Below are 15,189 nucleotides of genomic sequence, written 5' to 3'. Positions count from 1 at the left end.
CTATTTTGAGAGGATGTCTGAAAAGTCTAGTTGCTGCGTTTTAAGAGCTAAATCCCCCAACCCCCTTTCCAAGGGGGCTTTAAAGTCCCCCTTGGAAAGGGGGATTTAGCGGATGCGCGCTCGTTGGGTTCCCCAACGGGTTAGCGCACCAAGCAGGGGGATTTCTAGGGTTTTCGCTTCGCTCCAGACTTGTGTATACACCGTCTCCCAGTCTCCCCGTCTCCCAGTCTCCCCATCTCCCATCTCTATCCACTAATAATCCCTGCCGGGTTCGGGAAACCGCACACGGATCGATCGGCATCCGTTTAGCACTCCTCCTCATAGAGTGCTAAATTTTGGAAGAGATGATTACAACAAAATAATATGGCAAAAATCATAGCGTTTAACGAAGAGTCCCGTCGTGCCCTAGAACGGGGTGTCAACGCCTTGGCAGATGCAGTTAAGATTACGTTAGGCCCTAAAGGTCGTAACGTCCTGTTAGAAAAGAAATTTGGCGCACCGCAGATCGTTAATGATGGGATTACCGTCGCCAAAGAGATCGAACTATCCGACCCCTTAGAAAATACTGGTGCCAGACTGATCCAAGAAGTCGCGTCTAAAACCAAAGATTTAGCTGGCGACGGTACCACTACAGCTACCGTCCTCGCGCAAGAAATGATCCGCGAAGGTCTCAAAAACGTCGCTGCTGGCAGCAATCCGATCGGGATCAAACGCGGCATGGACAAAACTGTCACCATGTTAGTGGCTGAAATTGCCAAGCTAGCCAAACCCGTCGAAGGCAAAGGCATCGCCCAAGTTGCCAGCGTCTCGGCTGGTAACGATCCGGAAGTTGGCGAGATGATCTCGGCAGCGATGGATAAAGTCACCAAAGATGGTGTCATCTCCGTGGAAGAATCCAAGTCCCTCACCACCGAACTCGAAGTCGTCGAAGGGATGCAGATCGATCGCGGTTATCTTTCTCCCTACCTCGTCACCGACCAAGAGCGGATGGTAGTAGAGTTTGACGATGCGCTGATTCTGATTACCGATAAAAAAATCGGCTCGATCCAAGATTTAGTCCCCATTCTCGAAAAAGTTGCCCGCGCTGGCAAACCGTTGTTAATCATCGCTGAAGATCTCGAAGGTGAAGCCTTAGCTACCCTGGTAGTCAACAAAGCGCGAGGCGTTCTCAGCGTCGCAGCAATTAAAGCGCCGAGCTTTGGCGATCGTCGCAAAGCCATGTTACAGGATATCGCGATCCTCACGGGCGGACAAATGATTTCTGAAGAAATCGGTCTGAGCTTAGATACCGCTACCTTGGAAATGCTCGGTACTGCGGCTAAAATCACGATCGACAAAGAAAACACTATCATCGTCTCGAATACGGGTAATAGCGGCGATCTCCAAAAACGGATCGCTCAACTCAAGCAACAACTAGCAGAAACTGATTCGGCTTACGATACCGAAAAACTCCAAGAACGGATCGCCAAACTCGCTGGTGGTGTGGCTGTCATCAAAGTCGGGGCTGCTACCGAAACCGAACTCAAAGATCGCAAACTGCGGATCGAAGATGCTTTGAACGCCACCAAAGCCGCCGTTGAAGAAGGCATCGTGGCAGGTGGTGGTACGACCTTGATTCATTTAGCCGATAAAATCGCTGACTTTAAAGCGGGTTTTACCGATCGCGAAGAACGTATCGGTGCCGATATCATTGCTAAAGCACTCGAAGCACCACTGCGGCAGATCGCCAATAATGCTGGCGTCGAAGGCTCTGTCGTCGTCGAACAAGTTCGCGCTGCTGCTAGCAATATCGGCTACAACGCCGCGACGAATGTGTTTGAAGATCTACTCGTCGCCGGGATTGTCGATCCTGCGAAAGTAGTCCGTTCTTCACTCCAAAATGCCGTTTCGATCGCAGGCTTAGTCCTCACCACTGAGGCGCTAGTCGTCGAGAAACCCGAACCCAAATCCGCTGCACCTGATATGGGCGGTATGGGCGGTATGGGCGGTATGGGCGGCATGGGCGGCATGGGCGGCATGGGCGGCATGGGGATGATGTAGTCCTTAGTTCCAAGCGTAAAGCAAAGAGGAGGCGATCGAGAGGCGATCGTCTCCTCTTTGTTTTATAAGGTAATGGGTAATACCAAATCCGCTCTACAAAGACTTCTTTTGCGATCGAAATCCCTTGCCCTCACCCCGCCATTGCCTCCGGCTCTGGCTCCCCTCTCCCAAGCTTGGGAGAGGGGTTGGGGGTGAGGGCAAGATCTATGCTTCATACCCCAATTCAGCAACGCCCCAAATTAATTCACTTTCGCTGTACTTAGAGGCAGAGTTATATAAACAGTAGTCTCATTGTCATCATTAGTATCTACCGAAAAACCCCCATCATAGATATCCACGATCTTTTTGACAACTTTAAGACCCAAGCCTAATTCTCGATCGTCAGCATTAGCGCGATCGATCGGTCGATCGATTGGATAATCAGAGCGACCATCTCTAATCCACAGGTGAAATGACCGATCGATCGCGCGACCGTAAATTTCGATCGGCACTCCAGGCTCAGAAAACTTAAAAGCATTATCCAATAGTTCTTTAACGATTAATTCACAGTGCTTGTCAGTTGCTGATACATTGGCAGGACTGAGATCGACGAGCAAGTCATTTTCGCGACTCAACCATTGAGCTTGGACGATCGAGATCTGCTCGACGATCGCTTTGAAATCACAAATTTCAGTGCTACTAGGGCTTTTTTTCTCGACGACAAAATCTAGATACGTCCAGAATTTATAAGTTGTTTTTTGGATATTACTTGCTGATTTATTAGCTAAATCTACTAAATAACGAACCTGATTTTTATTAAAACTTTCGAGATTGTCGCTGAGTTCGCCTAGTTGTTCTTGAATACTCGTTAGCGGTGTACTCAACTCAGTTACAAACCCGATCGCCAAATCACCAACCAATTCACCTAAATTATTTTCTAATGAAGTAATATTGTTTTGCTGAAGCCTGGATAATGATTCGATCCGATCGAACTGTTTTTTAGTTCGCATCATCGATCTGACTCGCGATCGGAGTTCGAGACCATCTACTGGTTTATTGATAAAATCATCCGCCCCAGCATCCAAACATAGCGCCAACACAGATTTCCCTGTCGCCGCTGTAATCACGATAATCGGAATCGATCGCCATTTTCGCATCAATCTCAATCGCTGACATACTGCCAATCCATCCATTCCCGACATCATCAAATCCAGCAGGATGACATCAGGACAAATTGTATCTACATTAGCAAGTGCTTCTTCGCCACTACTAGCATAATGTAGTTCGTATTTGTCACTTGCTAGCAGTGTTTCAATAACTTCAAAATTAGCTCGTTCGTCATCAATGACTAGAATTGAATGATTGTTCATAGCGATCGCATTACCCAAACTGCACCTATTATTTACCCATTTAGGGTAAATAAATTTTACTACGTTTTTGAGTAAATATACTATTTTTATTGCAGAAAGCTAGCGTATTTATTAATCTTCAAATTCCAAAACCGATAGTCAAAATAGACATCTAAAAATTTAGAATGTCGGCGATTTGTAGAGCGATCGATCGGCGAGATTCGTTGGCATAGCCTCTCTGCGCAGGCAGACGCTTCGCGTTGGCAACGCCTGCGCTTTGCGCTTACGGAACGAGAATCGAACTCAGTGGGGTGTTTAGTCGATCCGATCTTCAGATATCGACAGGACATGCAGCTACAAGTTATGTGGCTGTGGAACTTTGCTAACGGATAGTTTGAGGATACCCAAGATCGGCTTCAATCGATTCATTTTGCCCCAAATAAGCCAAGATCGGCAATCGACCAATCTCACTCATAAATCGAATCATCCCTAGATCCAGTCATCTGCGCTCATCTCGATGCCAATAGTCTGGCATAATCTGGCGGAAATAAACCATAACCCCCGATTGCATAACCATCATTGACTTCAATCAATACCGACGACTACATCCGATCGCTCCAAGTCTGGTAATCGCGGATCGTCCGATCGCTTGAAAAAGCAAGTTTTCCATCCCATTTTATGAAAGCCATCATAAGCGATCGCGCAATTTGCACTAGCAAATTCATCATCTTTATTCTTCAGAATATAAGCTTTCATGTTTTTAAAAAGACATCTATTTATGAACCTCAGCAGTAGAGCGGAAGTAGCCCAATGCTAATTATCGAGTCGATTCCATGTCAATTCATTATCTCGATCGATCTGCCAGCGCAGCAAGTTTGCCCTACGTCCGACATAACCACTGGTATCCCCGAGTGCCCGACGTGGCGCATTAGTTGCTAGATCGATCGCATTACTAACATCACAAATTCCCCATTTAACTAAGTTTTGGACGCCGACTAATAGCGATCGAGTCGTCCCTGAGAGCGTCCCATCTGCCAATCTTGCCGTACCATTAATTACTTCAATTTGGCGATCGTCCCAAGGATATTTCCCGTCGGGTAAACCTAACGGGGATAAAGCATCGCTGACTAAAAACAGTCCTTCGCTATACCTACCTGCTCGCACGAGTACCTTTAACATCGCTGGATGAACGTGCTGTCCGTCGGCGATAAATCCGCATTGAACTTGCGGATGAGTCAAGGCTGCACCTAACAAGCCCGGTTCCCGATGGTGCAATCCCGGCATCGCATTAAAAGCATGAGTCACCATCGATGCGCCGCTAGCGAATGCGCTCTGAGCCTGCTCGAAATTCGCCTGAGAGTGTCCCAAACTGACAATAATGCCCAAAGACCTCAGATAGGGGATAACCGAGCCTGTGCAGTCTAATTCTGGCGCCAGGGTAATTGCTTTGACTGTCTCAGTATATTCACTTAGAATTTCTGTAATAAATTTAATATCCAATGGCAGCAAGTAAGCTTCGGGATGCGCGCCCCGTTTTTGGGGATTGAGAAATGGCCCTTCGAGGTGAACGCCAAGTATTTGCGCGGTATCGGGACGCTGATGAGCGATGAATTTGGTAAATACAGTCAGCGATCGATGGATATTCTCGATCGAAGTCGTGACGATCGTTGGTAAAAATCCGTCTACGCCTTGCTGCCACAAAAAGTCACAGATTTGTCCCAGCCGAGGCAAATCCGCCATTTGCACGTCGGGAAATGCCAGTCCCAAGGCACCATTAATCTGAAGATCGACCCCGCCCAGCGAAATCCAGTCGCCCGCAGCGTCCACGATCGACAGATCGAGATCCACAAATCGATCGATTGCCACGATCTGCCGATCTCGAATGGCGATCTCCTGCAATCCGGCGGCTCCAGGTATCCGGGCGTTGGTAATTTTGTAATCGTTCATGGTGCTGACTCGGTAATGAGATCTCGGGATCGGTCGATCGTCAATATATCAATTTGTATCCTATCTGACTATTTTATCGATCTCGCCCAATGTTTAATTAGATCCACGAAAGTTGCTGGAGCCAAATCGACAATTTTCTCGATTCGATCGGGAGATCCAACGGTAGTTAATCTCGACCCAAGCTAACCGCGCTCACGATCGGCGTCTGTTTTAGAATACACAGTTTCTTCAATTTGTCAATTGAAATAGATAATTAGTTATGGTTTCAAAACTCAGCGCAAAACAACATAGATTTACAGAAAAAAGCTTCGATCGATTGCTTAGAAGGCTCTTGGCGATTAATTGGTATAGACAACTATCAGGCACTTGGCGCAATTGCTTGCCGATTGCCGCAGCAATTATCGTTTTTTGGAACTTTGCCGCAGTAGCTCAGAAAGCTCCACCAGACGCGATTAAAATGGCGGAAGAACTCAAAGTCAATCTCGACACGGCTTGGGTGACGATCGCCGCCATGCTAGTCATTTTTATGAATGCGGGTTTCTGCATGTTGGAAACTGGATTTTGCCGTGAGAAAAACGCAGTCAACGTCTTGGCAAAAAACCTGATCGTGTTCGCCCTCTCCAGCGTCGCTTTTTGGGTGATGGGATTTGGCTTGATGTTTAGCACAGGTAACGACTTCATCGGTACCGAAGGATTCTTCCTGACAGGCGCAGACAATAGTCCGGTAATGGGCGATGCTTACAAAGGCGCATTTACCGCGCTCAATTGGACGGGAGTACCTTTGAGTACTAAGTTCTTTTTTCAGCTAGCTTTTGCAGGTACGGCAGCGACGATCGTCTCTGGGGCAGTCGCCGAACGGATTAAATTTGCCTCGTTCCTGGTTTTTAGCTTGTTACTAGTCGCGATCGTTTATCCGATTACCGGACACTGGATCTGGGGCGGCGGTTGGTTGGCCGATATGGGATTTTATGATTTTGCTGGCTCCACTGTCGTTCACGCCGTTGGTGGCTGGTCGGCTTTGATTGGTGCGTGGATGCTAGGGGCAAGAATTGGTAAATACAATAGTGATGGTAGCGCCAATGCAATCCCCGGTCACAATATGAGTATTGCCACCTTGGGATGCTTGATTCTCTGGTTTGGCTGGTTTGGTTTCAACCCTGGTTCGACAATGGGTGTTTCAAGTGCGATCGGACACATTGCCGTGACGACAAATACTGCGGGGGCTTTCGGTGGGATTGCCGCGACGATCGTTGCTTGGGTAGTACTCGGCAAACCCGATCTCTCGATGATTATTAACGGAATTTTGGCTGGACTCGTGGCAGTAACTGCTTCCTGCGCTTGGATTAGCGTACCCTCAGCCGCAATTATCGGTACCATCGGCGGCATCTTGGTGGTCTTCGCAGTGAGCTTCTTCGATAAAATCAAGATTGACGATCCTGTCGGCGCAACTTCCGTGCATTTAATTAATGGGATCTGGGGGACTATAGCAGTAGGCTTGTTCAGTCAGGGCGATACATTTGGTGTGACCCCTGCGCCGAAACTTGGCACCTTTTTTGGTGGTGGTTTCGAGCAATTAGGTCATCAACTACTTGGGACGTTATCAGTCGGTGGCATAACTGTCGTGCTGTGTTTACTGTTCTGGGCAGTGCTAAAAGCGACCATGGGCATCAGAGTTACGCCAGAAGAGGAATACCAAGGACTGGATATCAGCGAACACGGGATGGAAGCATATCCCGGATCGTCGATTGGCGGCGGATCTGACTACAGCAAAGAGATCCACTCTGGGCGTAAATCTAGCCGTGGTAGTTCCCCATATCCTGAAGTAAGCGGTAATCTCTAAAGATCTCAGGACTAAATCTAGAAATTCAATCTAACAAAAAGACTAGGCTCATCCGCAGCCTAGTCTTTTTGTCTTTAAATATTTCCCCTATTCCCTATTCCCTACGCTAATACCATATGATGCTCATAGCTTTGAGTAATTACCCCGCAATTTCAAACTATGACATCTCCCCTCATCGGCATCATCATGGGTAGCGACTCCGACTTACCCACGATGACAGCCGCGATCGAAATTTGCGAGCAATTTGAGATCGCTCATGAAGTCGCGATCGTCTCAGCACATCGCACCCCCGAACGGATGGTCGAATACGCCCAAACTGCCCACCAGCGCGGCTTAAAAGTGATTATCGCGGGGGCGGGTGGAGCGGCGCATTTACCTGGGATGGTGGCGTCTTTGACCCCCTTACCAGTAATCGGCGTACCCGTACAAACTAAGACATTACAAGGCGTAGATTCACTGTACTCGATCGTCCAAATGCCCGCAGGTATCCCCGTTGCGACAGTAGCGATCGGTAATGCTACAAATGCTGGACTACTCGCCGTCCAAATCCTGGCAACACAAGACCCAAAGCTGTTAGCTCAAGTCATCTCCTATCGACAAAGCCTCAAAGAAATGGTGCTGGATAAACAAGCTAGGTTATCAGAAATCGGCTATCGCACTTACTTAAGCAAAGAGTAACGCGATCTGGGACTTCTCGATTGAAATGTAAGCAAGGATACATTTTTTCCAATCTAGCTTGCGTAATCTTGAGTTTATATAGCTTCAGCTAGCTTTTAGCAATGGTTTTCAGGTTTACCTGCGCGACTATAAATCGCAGTTTTACTTTTAGCCAGATTTTAGGCTAAGGGTCTCATGTCGATTCCAAATATCGATCGGCAATGGAGAACTTCAACATATATTTACTTGCCAACAGGTGCATTTTACCAGTTTATTTTCCCCGTCCTGCATCTAAATATCTTTACTAGTATCTGTTTTCCGCTTTTGGAGGCATAATTTAATGAAAGTCAGCAAAGGTAGATTTAGCGGTCGATCTTCTCGTCGATGCGGTTCTGCATCCAACTTTGGTTTAGTGAGTAGTAAAATACTCAAGCGCTCGATCGCCAATTGTGCGGGTTTATTGACAAAAGTCCGATCTGTGGCAACAAATTCCCAGCAAAATGTCAATTCGGGGTTAGAGCCATTACCAACTCACACCCGCAGCGGTCGCAGACTCGATAATTGGAGACGATTGGGTCAAAGATTACAAGATCCGGAATGGCGCAGGTATGGCTACCTGCTACTGTTCTCTAAATTCGTGGCGATTGTGGTGCTTGCTTTGGTAGCAATACCGATCGTCGCACACATTGTCGGATCGCCCGTGCTAGCCGCAGACCCAGTTATCAAAGCCAATGATATTGTCAATCCGATCAATACCTTGTGGACATTGCTCGCCGCATTCTTGGTATTTGGAATGCAGGCGGGATTTACGATGCTGGAGGCAGGATTCTCTCGTTCTCGCGAAACTGTCAACGTGTTGATGGAGTGTATCGTCGATACCTGTTTGTGCGGCATTCTGTTCTATGCGATCGGTTTTGCCTTTATGTTTAGTACTGGCAACGGGTTTATCGGCGGCAATTGGTTTTTCTTGCAAGGTGCGCCAGCAACTTATGGGTCTACAGGCGTTGCCTTCTTAGCGTACTGGCTATTTCAATTTGCCTTTGCCGATACCTGCTCGACGATTACTTCGGGAGCAATGCTCGGTCGGACGGGATTTGTCGGCGATCTGCTGTACAGTACTGGCGTTTCTGGCTTTATTTATCCAATTATCGGACATTGGGTCTGGGGGCCAGATGGATTTCTGGTATCGATGGGTAGTGAAAATAACTTTCTACCTTTTGTGGGTACTGGTTTTCGGGACTTTGCTGGATCGGCAGTCATTCATACCGTCGGCGGGATTATCGCGCTGGCAGGTGCGATCGTGCTGGGGCCTCGTCTCGGTCGGGTATTCAAGCGGGATGGCGGCGGCCCGATGCTGCCTCACGATTTGACGATCGCCGCGATTGGCGGTCTGATTTTGTGGTTTGGCTGGTATGGTTTTAACCCTGGTTCTACACTGTCGGCGATGGATTTTCAGGGTACGGCGCGAGTTGCCGCCAATACTACCCTTGCCGCTTGTGCGGGTGGGCTGTCCGCCATGTTCGTTGGCTTTCCCAAGACCAAGAAATGGGATCTTAGCTATACCGTCAATGGTTTCCTGGCTGGATTGGTGTCGATTACCTGTCCATGCTATTGGGTAAATCCCACAGGTTCGATTCTCATCGGTGCCATCGGCGGCGCGATCGTGGTTTGGGGGATCGATTTACTAGAATGGCTGCGGATCGACGATCCGATCGGTGCAGTTCCCGTTCATGGCTTTTGTGGCATTTGGGGCACGTTAGCGCTCGGATTTTTTGCAACGGGTGAATTCGGCGCAACTGGGCCATTTGCCCCCGACAATTCAGCTCCAGTGCAAGGGCTACTCTATGGTGGTGGGATGCAGGTATTGACTGCCCAATTTATCGGTAGTGCGATCGTCACTCTTTCGGCTTTTTCGCTCGGAATGGCTTTAATGGCTGCCGTGAATCTGACTGGCACACTCCGGGTTTCCCAAGAGGGCGAATTAGAAGGCATCGACGTTCACGAACATGGGATACCAGCTTATCCTGAGTATGTCATCCAACCAACTGCTGCCGCGCAATCTTCCTACGAATCAGAAGGAACCAAGCGAAAATTCGGTACAGAATAAAGGTCTACTGAATATTTATTCGATCGATCCTATTAAAAGGCAGGGGTAGTTACTGATTACCCCTGCTTTTATTTGTAGTAGTGACTTACCGCATAATTCAGCCGCCAATCTTAAAATTTTGTTGCGTTCTATCCGATCGATCTGGTGGTACTCGATAATGCTAAAGCTGAAGTTTAAATAAATGTATTCTGCCATACAAAATTTTTGGTGCAAACACAAAATTGTCCCACAGCGATACATAATTCCTCTGATTCAAATACTCTGGTGTGAAAGGATAGAACGAGTGTTCAAAAAAATTCTGCTTGTATGTTTAATGGCTTTGTGGGTACTCAGTGGCCCCATGATGGGAAATGCGCTAGCAGATCCAGTGAAGACTCCCGCAATGGATCTAGATGGAATTAATACTGGCGATACCGCGTGGATGCTCGTGTCATCAGCATTGGTACTATTGATGACTCCCGGATTGGCATTTTTCTATGGCGGTTTGGTGCGTTCTAGGAACGTTCTCAATACCATGATGATGAGCCTAGTCTTGATGGCAGTAGTCGGTGTAACTTGGATTCTCTGGGGTTATAGTATTGCCTTTTCACCGGACGAGGTGATCCGAGCCGCAGATGGTACCATCAAGCAAATTAATACCAATCCGCTGTTTGGGAACTTAAATTGGTTTGGGCTAAACAATGTTGCCTTTGACAAACCCGACCCAGTTGGATATGCACCGACGATTCCCCACCAATTATTTATGGTGTATCAGATGATGTTTGCCATCATTACGCCAGCGCTGATTTCTGGTGCAATTGTCGAACGGATGAGCTTCAAAGCTTACTTCTGGTTTATTGTCATCTGGTCTTCAGTTCTTTATGCACCCTTAGCTCACATGGTCTGGGGCAAAGGTTATCTGGGTGCGACCCTCGGTGCGCTCGATTTTGCTGGCGGTACGGTAGTGCATATTAGCTCTGGTGTATCAGCCGTCGTCGCCGCTTGGATGATCGGCCCTCGCAGAACCTACCCCAATCAACCAGCAGCACCGCATAATGTGCCATATGTGCTGCTAGGGATCGGACTGTTGTTCTTCGGCTGGTTTGGATTTAACGGTGGTAGCGCTTTAGGTGCTAATGGTTTAGCGGTGGTTGCATTTGTCACTACTGCTGTTTCTAGCTGTGCTGGTGGCTTGATGTGGATGGTTTTAGAGTGGGTATTGCGGATGAAACCTACTGCGGTAGGGATTGCGAGTGGTTTCTTGGCTGGCTTGGTCGGTATTACACCTGCGGCTGGTTTTGTGACTCCTTTAGGTGCAATTTTGATTGGTTTAATTACTGCAACTTGCTGCTTTTTCGCAGTCAGTTTACGTGCCAAACTACAGTTTGATGACTCGCTCGATACCTTCCCCGTTCATGGTGTCGGTGGTACTGTCGGCGGTTTGCTAACTGGGATCTTTGCAACCAAATCTGTCAATGCCGCAGGTGCTGATGGTTTACTATTTGGTGGTGGCCCCGATTTATTAGTTAAGCAAATTATCGCGACGGTTATTACTTATGCGATCGCAGCGGCTGGTACCTTTATCATCATCAAAGTTCTGAGCTTGGTAATGGATCTCCGTGTCAAACCCGAAGCAGAATATCAAGGTTTGGATATCAACGAACATGGTGAAGAAGGCTACGGCGAAGAGTTCGCTGCTGGTCTAAGTTTGGCTGAAAAAGAAGGCTAACAAGTTAGTCTTTAGTCAAGTTTTGATGGCGCGCACAAACGACCATCATTCATAATTTCAGACTTAACAATTGAATTTAAACAAGGGTCACTGGTTGAATTCAACCAGCGACTTTTTTATTTTAAATCATCAATTCATACAATACGTTCGCTTTTGGTTAGCAACTTAAAATACCAATACTGAGCTAACTCTTTAATCGGAAACAGTAGATAAGTTAGCGGATTAATTGTGATAATAATATTCCGAAAACCTCGCTGGGCTAGAAAAATAATTGCCCGTGCGACCCAAGGGGCAGACATCACACCATATGGATTTAATTGACTTTTGAACGGGCCTAATACTAACTTCCTGATCGTGCAGGGCGAATCAAAACGTAAAAGTATAATCAGGTCGCCCAGAGTGCGTTTGGATAATTCGTACAACGGACTAAAAGCGGGATTTACTTCCGCTTCTGAAGTATTAATCCACAGTTCCTTGCTTTCTCGATCGCCCTCGCTCGTTACGGTACTCAAAAATAATTCGGCAATTCGGATTGTTGAAAAAGTATTGACTTCAAATGACTTATTAATTGCGGTAAAAGAGCGATCGCCGTAGACATTAACACCGTGATTGACAATCAAAATATCTACGGCTTGCAGGTGAGGTAATAAGTCAGATTCCGCTCCCAACTGCCATAACAAACCAGTAACGCCCACTGGAAAAATCGTACTCAAATTAGTTGTAATAGCGATAACATTGGCACCTTGAATAGACAATTCCTCCACCAATCCTCGACCCAAAGCCCCAGAAGCGCCAGTAACTGCCACGACTTTGCCGATTAACGATTGGGTGCTATTAGTGTCGATCGATTGAGGTAGATTAGCTGCCATAACTAAGAGGATGTCTGAAAAGATTTTGTGTCTTCGATCGTAGACCCCAATCCCCCTTGGAAAGGGGGACTTTGAATCCGGTTCCCCCCTTGGAAAGGGGGGCTAGGGGGGATTTCTAGGGTTTAAGCTTAACAAAATAGACTTCTTAGACATCCTCTAAGCATTAATTTGATACATTTGAAGATTTCATCCTAGCGCGGATTAACAATCGATAATTGCGATTGTCGCTAGGGAAAGATCGCTACACCCGGCGATCTCACCCCCTAAATCTATTACCTGACGCAGGTAATCTAAGGCGGCGGTGGTAATAATTTCACCAGGGACGATCGTCGGAATGCCCGGTGGATACGGACAGATGGATTCAGCACTAATTTTACCAATCGCATCCTCGATCGAGACTTGCAGATGTGGCGATCGATCTGCTTGGCGCGGTGTCATCGCCATCGTCGTTAAAATACCGTCCGGCGGCACGATCTCGGGTAATTCTAAAGTGCAAGTTTGACGATAATTTATGGCTAACTCATTAAATGCCGCCACTAATCGATCGATATCGGCTAGCGTATTCCCTAAACTAATAATAAACGTTAAATGTCGCAAAGATGGCAATTCGGCGACGACACCAAATTTGTCAGTTAAAATTTCATCGGCGGCAAAACCAGTCAGGTTCAAACCCGTGACTGTGACTGTCAAGCGAGTCGGATCGAAATATTTACAGCCTGGAGTAGTGGGATCTAATTCGACTACCGTCAGTCCCTCGATTTGGGAGATCTTTGCTCTAGCAATATTAGCAAGCTCGATCGTTTGCGACATCAATTCGTTGCCATGTAGCGCCATTTGTTGACGCGCGGCATCCAGAGACGCTAATAGTAAATAACTCGGACTTGTAGTTTGGATCGATCGCAAAACTCGGCTGACTCGATCGCGATCGATGCGATTAATATTGATATGCAGCATCGCTGATTGTGTCAGCGAACCCAGTAACTTATGCGTCGATTGCACCGCCAGATCTGCGCCCAAACTTAATGCTGATGGTGGTAAGTCAGGATGGAAGCCAAAATGTGCCCCATGCGCCTCATCGACTAGCAACGGCAAATCGTAACTGTGAACGATCTGTGCGATCGCCCCCAGATCGCCCCCTGCGCCGTAATAAGTCGGATAGACTAACATCACACCCTTAGCATCGGGATGTCGCTCCAGCGCCAATTTAACTGCCTCTGGAGTAACGCTGTGGGTAATGTCCAAGGCTCGATCGTAGACTGGATCGATAAAAATCGGCATCGCCCCCGCATGAATGACACCGGAGATCGCCGAGGAATGGATATTCCGGGGCAAAATAATCTTGTCTCCATCCCCGCAAGTTGCCAAAATTGCCGCGATGACACCAGCCGTCGAACCATTCACCAAAAACCAAGTTTGTTGCGCTCCGAATGCCGATGCAGCTAGAGTTTGGGCTGATTCTATCGCGCCATCAGGTGCGTGGAGATTGTCCAATCCTGGCAACTCTGGCAAATCCCAGCCGAAAACATCAGCTCCCCACGGCTGTTTTAGCAGCGGATTCATCCCCGTCCCGCGCTTGTGTCCCGGCGTGTAAAATGGGGCGTGAGATTTATTCACCCACGCTTGTAGTGCATCGACGATCGGTGTTTGAGATTGGTTCAATTTGTTCATTGGCAGCGCAAAAATATTCCGATAGACTTCAAAATATCTATAGAACCCATTTGGGTTCTGGTAGGTTATGTATACTTTAAAGGTCGAGATGATTATTTTATGGGTTATTTAGAGACTGCCGCTCAGTTCTATACTGAAGTCGCTCAAACGCCAGAAGTTGGCTTGTGCTGCGTGCAAAGTACGCCATTGCAACTGCCAGGACTGCACGTTCCCGACATCATGCAGGAGATGAATTATGGTTGCGGAAGTACCGTGCATCCAACGGAATTGGTAAACGAGCCGACGGTGTTGTATGTGGGCGTGGGTGGCGGCTTGGAGGCTCTCCAGTTTGCTTATTTTAGTCGGCGGGTGTCGGGGGTCATCGCGATCGATCCGGTGGCCCAGATGCGCGATGCGGCAGCGCACAACCTCAAATTAGCGGCTGAATCGAATGATTGGTTCGAGCCGAGTTTTGTGGAAATTCGATCGGGTGATGCTTTTAATTTACCAGTGCCTGATGCGTCTGTAGATGTCGTCGCCCAGAATTGTTTATTTAATATCTTTGAACCCGCAGATCTCGATCGAGCATTGGCCGAAGCTTATCGCGTACTCAAACCAGGTGGTAGACTGCAAATGAGCGATCCGATCGCGACTCGTCAGATCCCCTTACACTTGCAGCAGGACGAACGCTTGCGGGCGATGTGTCTCTCTGGGGCGATGACTTATGAGGAGTATACGCAGCGGATTATTGCTAATGGGTTCGGACAAATCGAAATTCGGGCGCGCCGTCCCTATCGATTATTGGATGCAGCTAGTTATCAACTCGATCGACATTTACTGTTAGAAAGTCTCGATTCGGTTGCTTTTAAAGTGCCGATTGCTGACGATGGTGCCTGTGTTTTTACTGGAAAAACGGCAATCTATTCAGGTAAAGAATCTATTTTTGACGATCGAGCCGGACATATCTTACCACGCGGTATTCCTGCTGCTGTCTGTGACAAGACAGCAGCCAAGCTATTCGATTTAATTCCTAATGAATGTATCAT

The 15,189-nt window shown here is 47.5% G+C and carries 11 protein-coding genes; 6 read left to right on the top strand and 5 right to left on the bottom strand.

Translation table 11 applies throughout. The features are described from left to right. Window positions 1-363 precede the first annotated feature (363 nt). Entirely contained in the window at window positions 364-2,040 is a 1,677-nt protein-coding gene (gene groL / locus RMO35_RS00765) for a chaperonin GroEL (RefSeq protein WP_309737881.1), read from the top strand. A 239-nt stretch (window positions 2,041-2,279) separates the two neighbouring features. Here groL and RMO35_RS00760 read toward each other — a convergent pair whose 3' ends face one another. The 3 genes from RMO35_RS00760 to nagA form a co-directional block, all read right to left on the bottom strand. After that, window positions 2,280-3,389 carry a hybrid sensor histidine kinase/response regulator gene (locus RMO35_RS00760; RefSeq protein ID WP_309737880.1) on the bottom strand — a complete coding sequence of 370 codons (1,110 nt, stop codon included), beginning with the start codon at window positions 3,387-3,389 and terminating at the stop codon, window positions 2,280-2,282. Window positions 3,390-3,953: 564 nt separating this feature from the next. Then, on the bottom strand, window positions 3,954-4,124 hold the full coding sequence (locus tag RMO35_RS00755; protein ID WP_309737878.1) for a hypothetical protein: 171 nt from the start codon (window positions 4,122-4,124) through the stop codon (window positions 3,954-3,956). 57 nt (window positions 4,125-4,181) lie between these two features. Beyond that, the gene (gene nagA / locus RMO35_RS00750) at window positions 4,182-5,315 is read right to left on the bottom strand and encodes an N-acetylglucosamine-6-phosphate deacetylase (protein WP_309737877.1); all 1,134 of its coding nucleotides are present in this window, start codon (window positions 5,313-5,315) and stop codon (window positions 4,182-4,184) included. A 259-nt stretch (window positions 5,316-5,574) separates the two neighbouring features. Between nagA and RMO35_RS00745 the strand changes: the two genes are divergently transcribed. The 4 genes from RMO35_RS00745 (at window position 5,575) to RMO35_RS00730 (ending at window position 11,627) form a co-directional block, all read left to right on the top strand. Next, a complete protein-coding gene (locus RMO35_RS00745) occupies window positions 5,575-7,155 on the top strand; it encodes an ammonium transporter (protein WP_309737874.1) in 1,581 nt (526 codons plus the stop codon). Window positions 7,156-7,314: 159 nt separating this feature from the next. Next, complete coding sequence (gene purE, locus RMO35_RS00740) at window positions 7,315-7,833, top strand: 5-(carboxyamino)imidazole ribonucleotide mutase (RefSeq protein WP_309737871.1); 519 nt, start codon at window positions 7,315-7,317, stop codon at window positions 7,831-7,833. Between the two features lie 319 nt (window positions 7,834-8,152). Next, window positions 8,153-9,919 (top strand): ammonium transporter, encoded by a 1,767-nt coding sequence (locus RMO35_RS00735; RefSeq protein WP_309737869.1) that lies wholly within the window; start codon window positions 8,153-8,155, stop codon window positions 9,917-9,919. 343 nt (window positions 9,920-10,262) lie between these two features. Next, a complete protein-coding gene (locus RMO35_RS00730; protein ID WP_396134998.1) occupies window positions 10,263-11,627 on the top strand; it encodes an ammonium transporter in 1,365 nt (454 codons plus the stop codon). Window positions 11,628-11,761: 134 nt separating this feature from the next. Here RMO35_RS00730 and RMO35_RS00725 read toward each other — a convergent pair whose 3' ends face one another. Together RMO35_RS00725 and RMO35_RS00720 are read right to left on the bottom strand one after the other, a co-directional pair. Beyond that, a complete protein-coding gene (locus RMO35_RS00725) occupies window positions 11,762-12,496 on the bottom strand; it encodes a bifunctional sterol desaturase/short chain dehydrogenase (protein WP_309737865.1) in 735 nt (244 codons plus the stop codon). A gap of 201 nt (window positions 12,497-12,697) precedes the next feature. Further along, window positions 12,698-14,164: an aminotransferase class I/II-fold pyridoxal phosphate-dependent enzyme gene (locus RMO35_RS00720; RefSeq protein ID WP_309737864.1), complete on the bottom strand. Its 1,467-nt coding sequence runs from the start codon at window positions 14,162-14,164 to the stop codon at window positions 12,698-12,700. A 99-nt stretch (window positions 14,165-14,263) separates the two neighbouring features. Between RMO35_RS00720 and arsM the strand changes: the two genes are divergently transcribed. Further along, a partial coding sequence (gene arsM / locus RMO35_RS00715; RefSeq protein WP_309737863.1) for an arsenosugar biosynthesis arsenite methyltransferase ArsM occupies window positions 14,264-15,189 on the top strand: 926 nt, incomplete at its 3' end.

Source organism: Chamaesiphon sp. OTE_20_metabat_361 (assembly GCF_031364565.1).
The sequence above is the reverse complement of the archived record's forward strand: the minus strand, read 5'-3'. Positions and strand labels throughout refer to the sequence as shown.

Bases quoted from the DNA above. Each gene is read 5' to 3' on its own strand.
- groL (WP_309737881.1), top strand. From the start codon at position 364: ATGGCAAAAATCATAGCGTTTAACGAAGAGTCCCGTCGTGCCCTAGAA.
- RMO35_RS00760 (WP_309737880.1), bottom strand. From the start codon at position 3,389: ATGAACAATCATTCAATTCTAGTCATTGATGACGAACGAGCTAATTTT.
- RMO35_RS00755 (WP_309737878.1), bottom strand. From the start codon at position 4,124: ATGAAAGCTTATATTCTGAAGAATAAAGATGATGAATTTGCTAGTGCA.
- nagA (WP_309737877.1), bottom strand. From the start codon at position 5,315: ATGAACGATTACAAAATTACCAACGCCCGGATACCTGGAGCCGCCGGA.
- RMO35_RS00745 (WP_309737874.1), top strand. From the start codon at position 5,575: ATGGTTTCAAAACTCAGCGCAAAACAACATAGATTTACAGAAAAAAGC.
- purE (WP_309737871.1), top strand. From the start codon at position 7,315: ATGACATCTCCCCTCATCGGCATCATCATGGGTAGCGACTCCGACTTA.
- RMO35_RS00735 (WP_309737869.1), top strand. From the start codon at position 8,153: ATGAAAGTCAGCAAAGGTAGATTTAGCGGTCGATCTTCTCGTCGATGC.
- RMO35_RS00730 (WP_396134998.1), top strand. From the start codon at position 10,263: ATGGGAAATGCGCTAGCAGATCCAGTGAAGACTCCCGCAATGGATCTA.
- RMO35_RS00725 (WP_309737865.1), bottom strand. From the start codon at position 12,496: ATGGCAGCTAATCTACCTCAATCGATCGACACTAATAGCACCCAATCG.
- RMO35_RS00720 (WP_309737864.1), bottom strand. From the start codon at position 14,164: ATGAACAAATTGAACCAATCTCAAACACCGATCGTCGATGCACTACAA.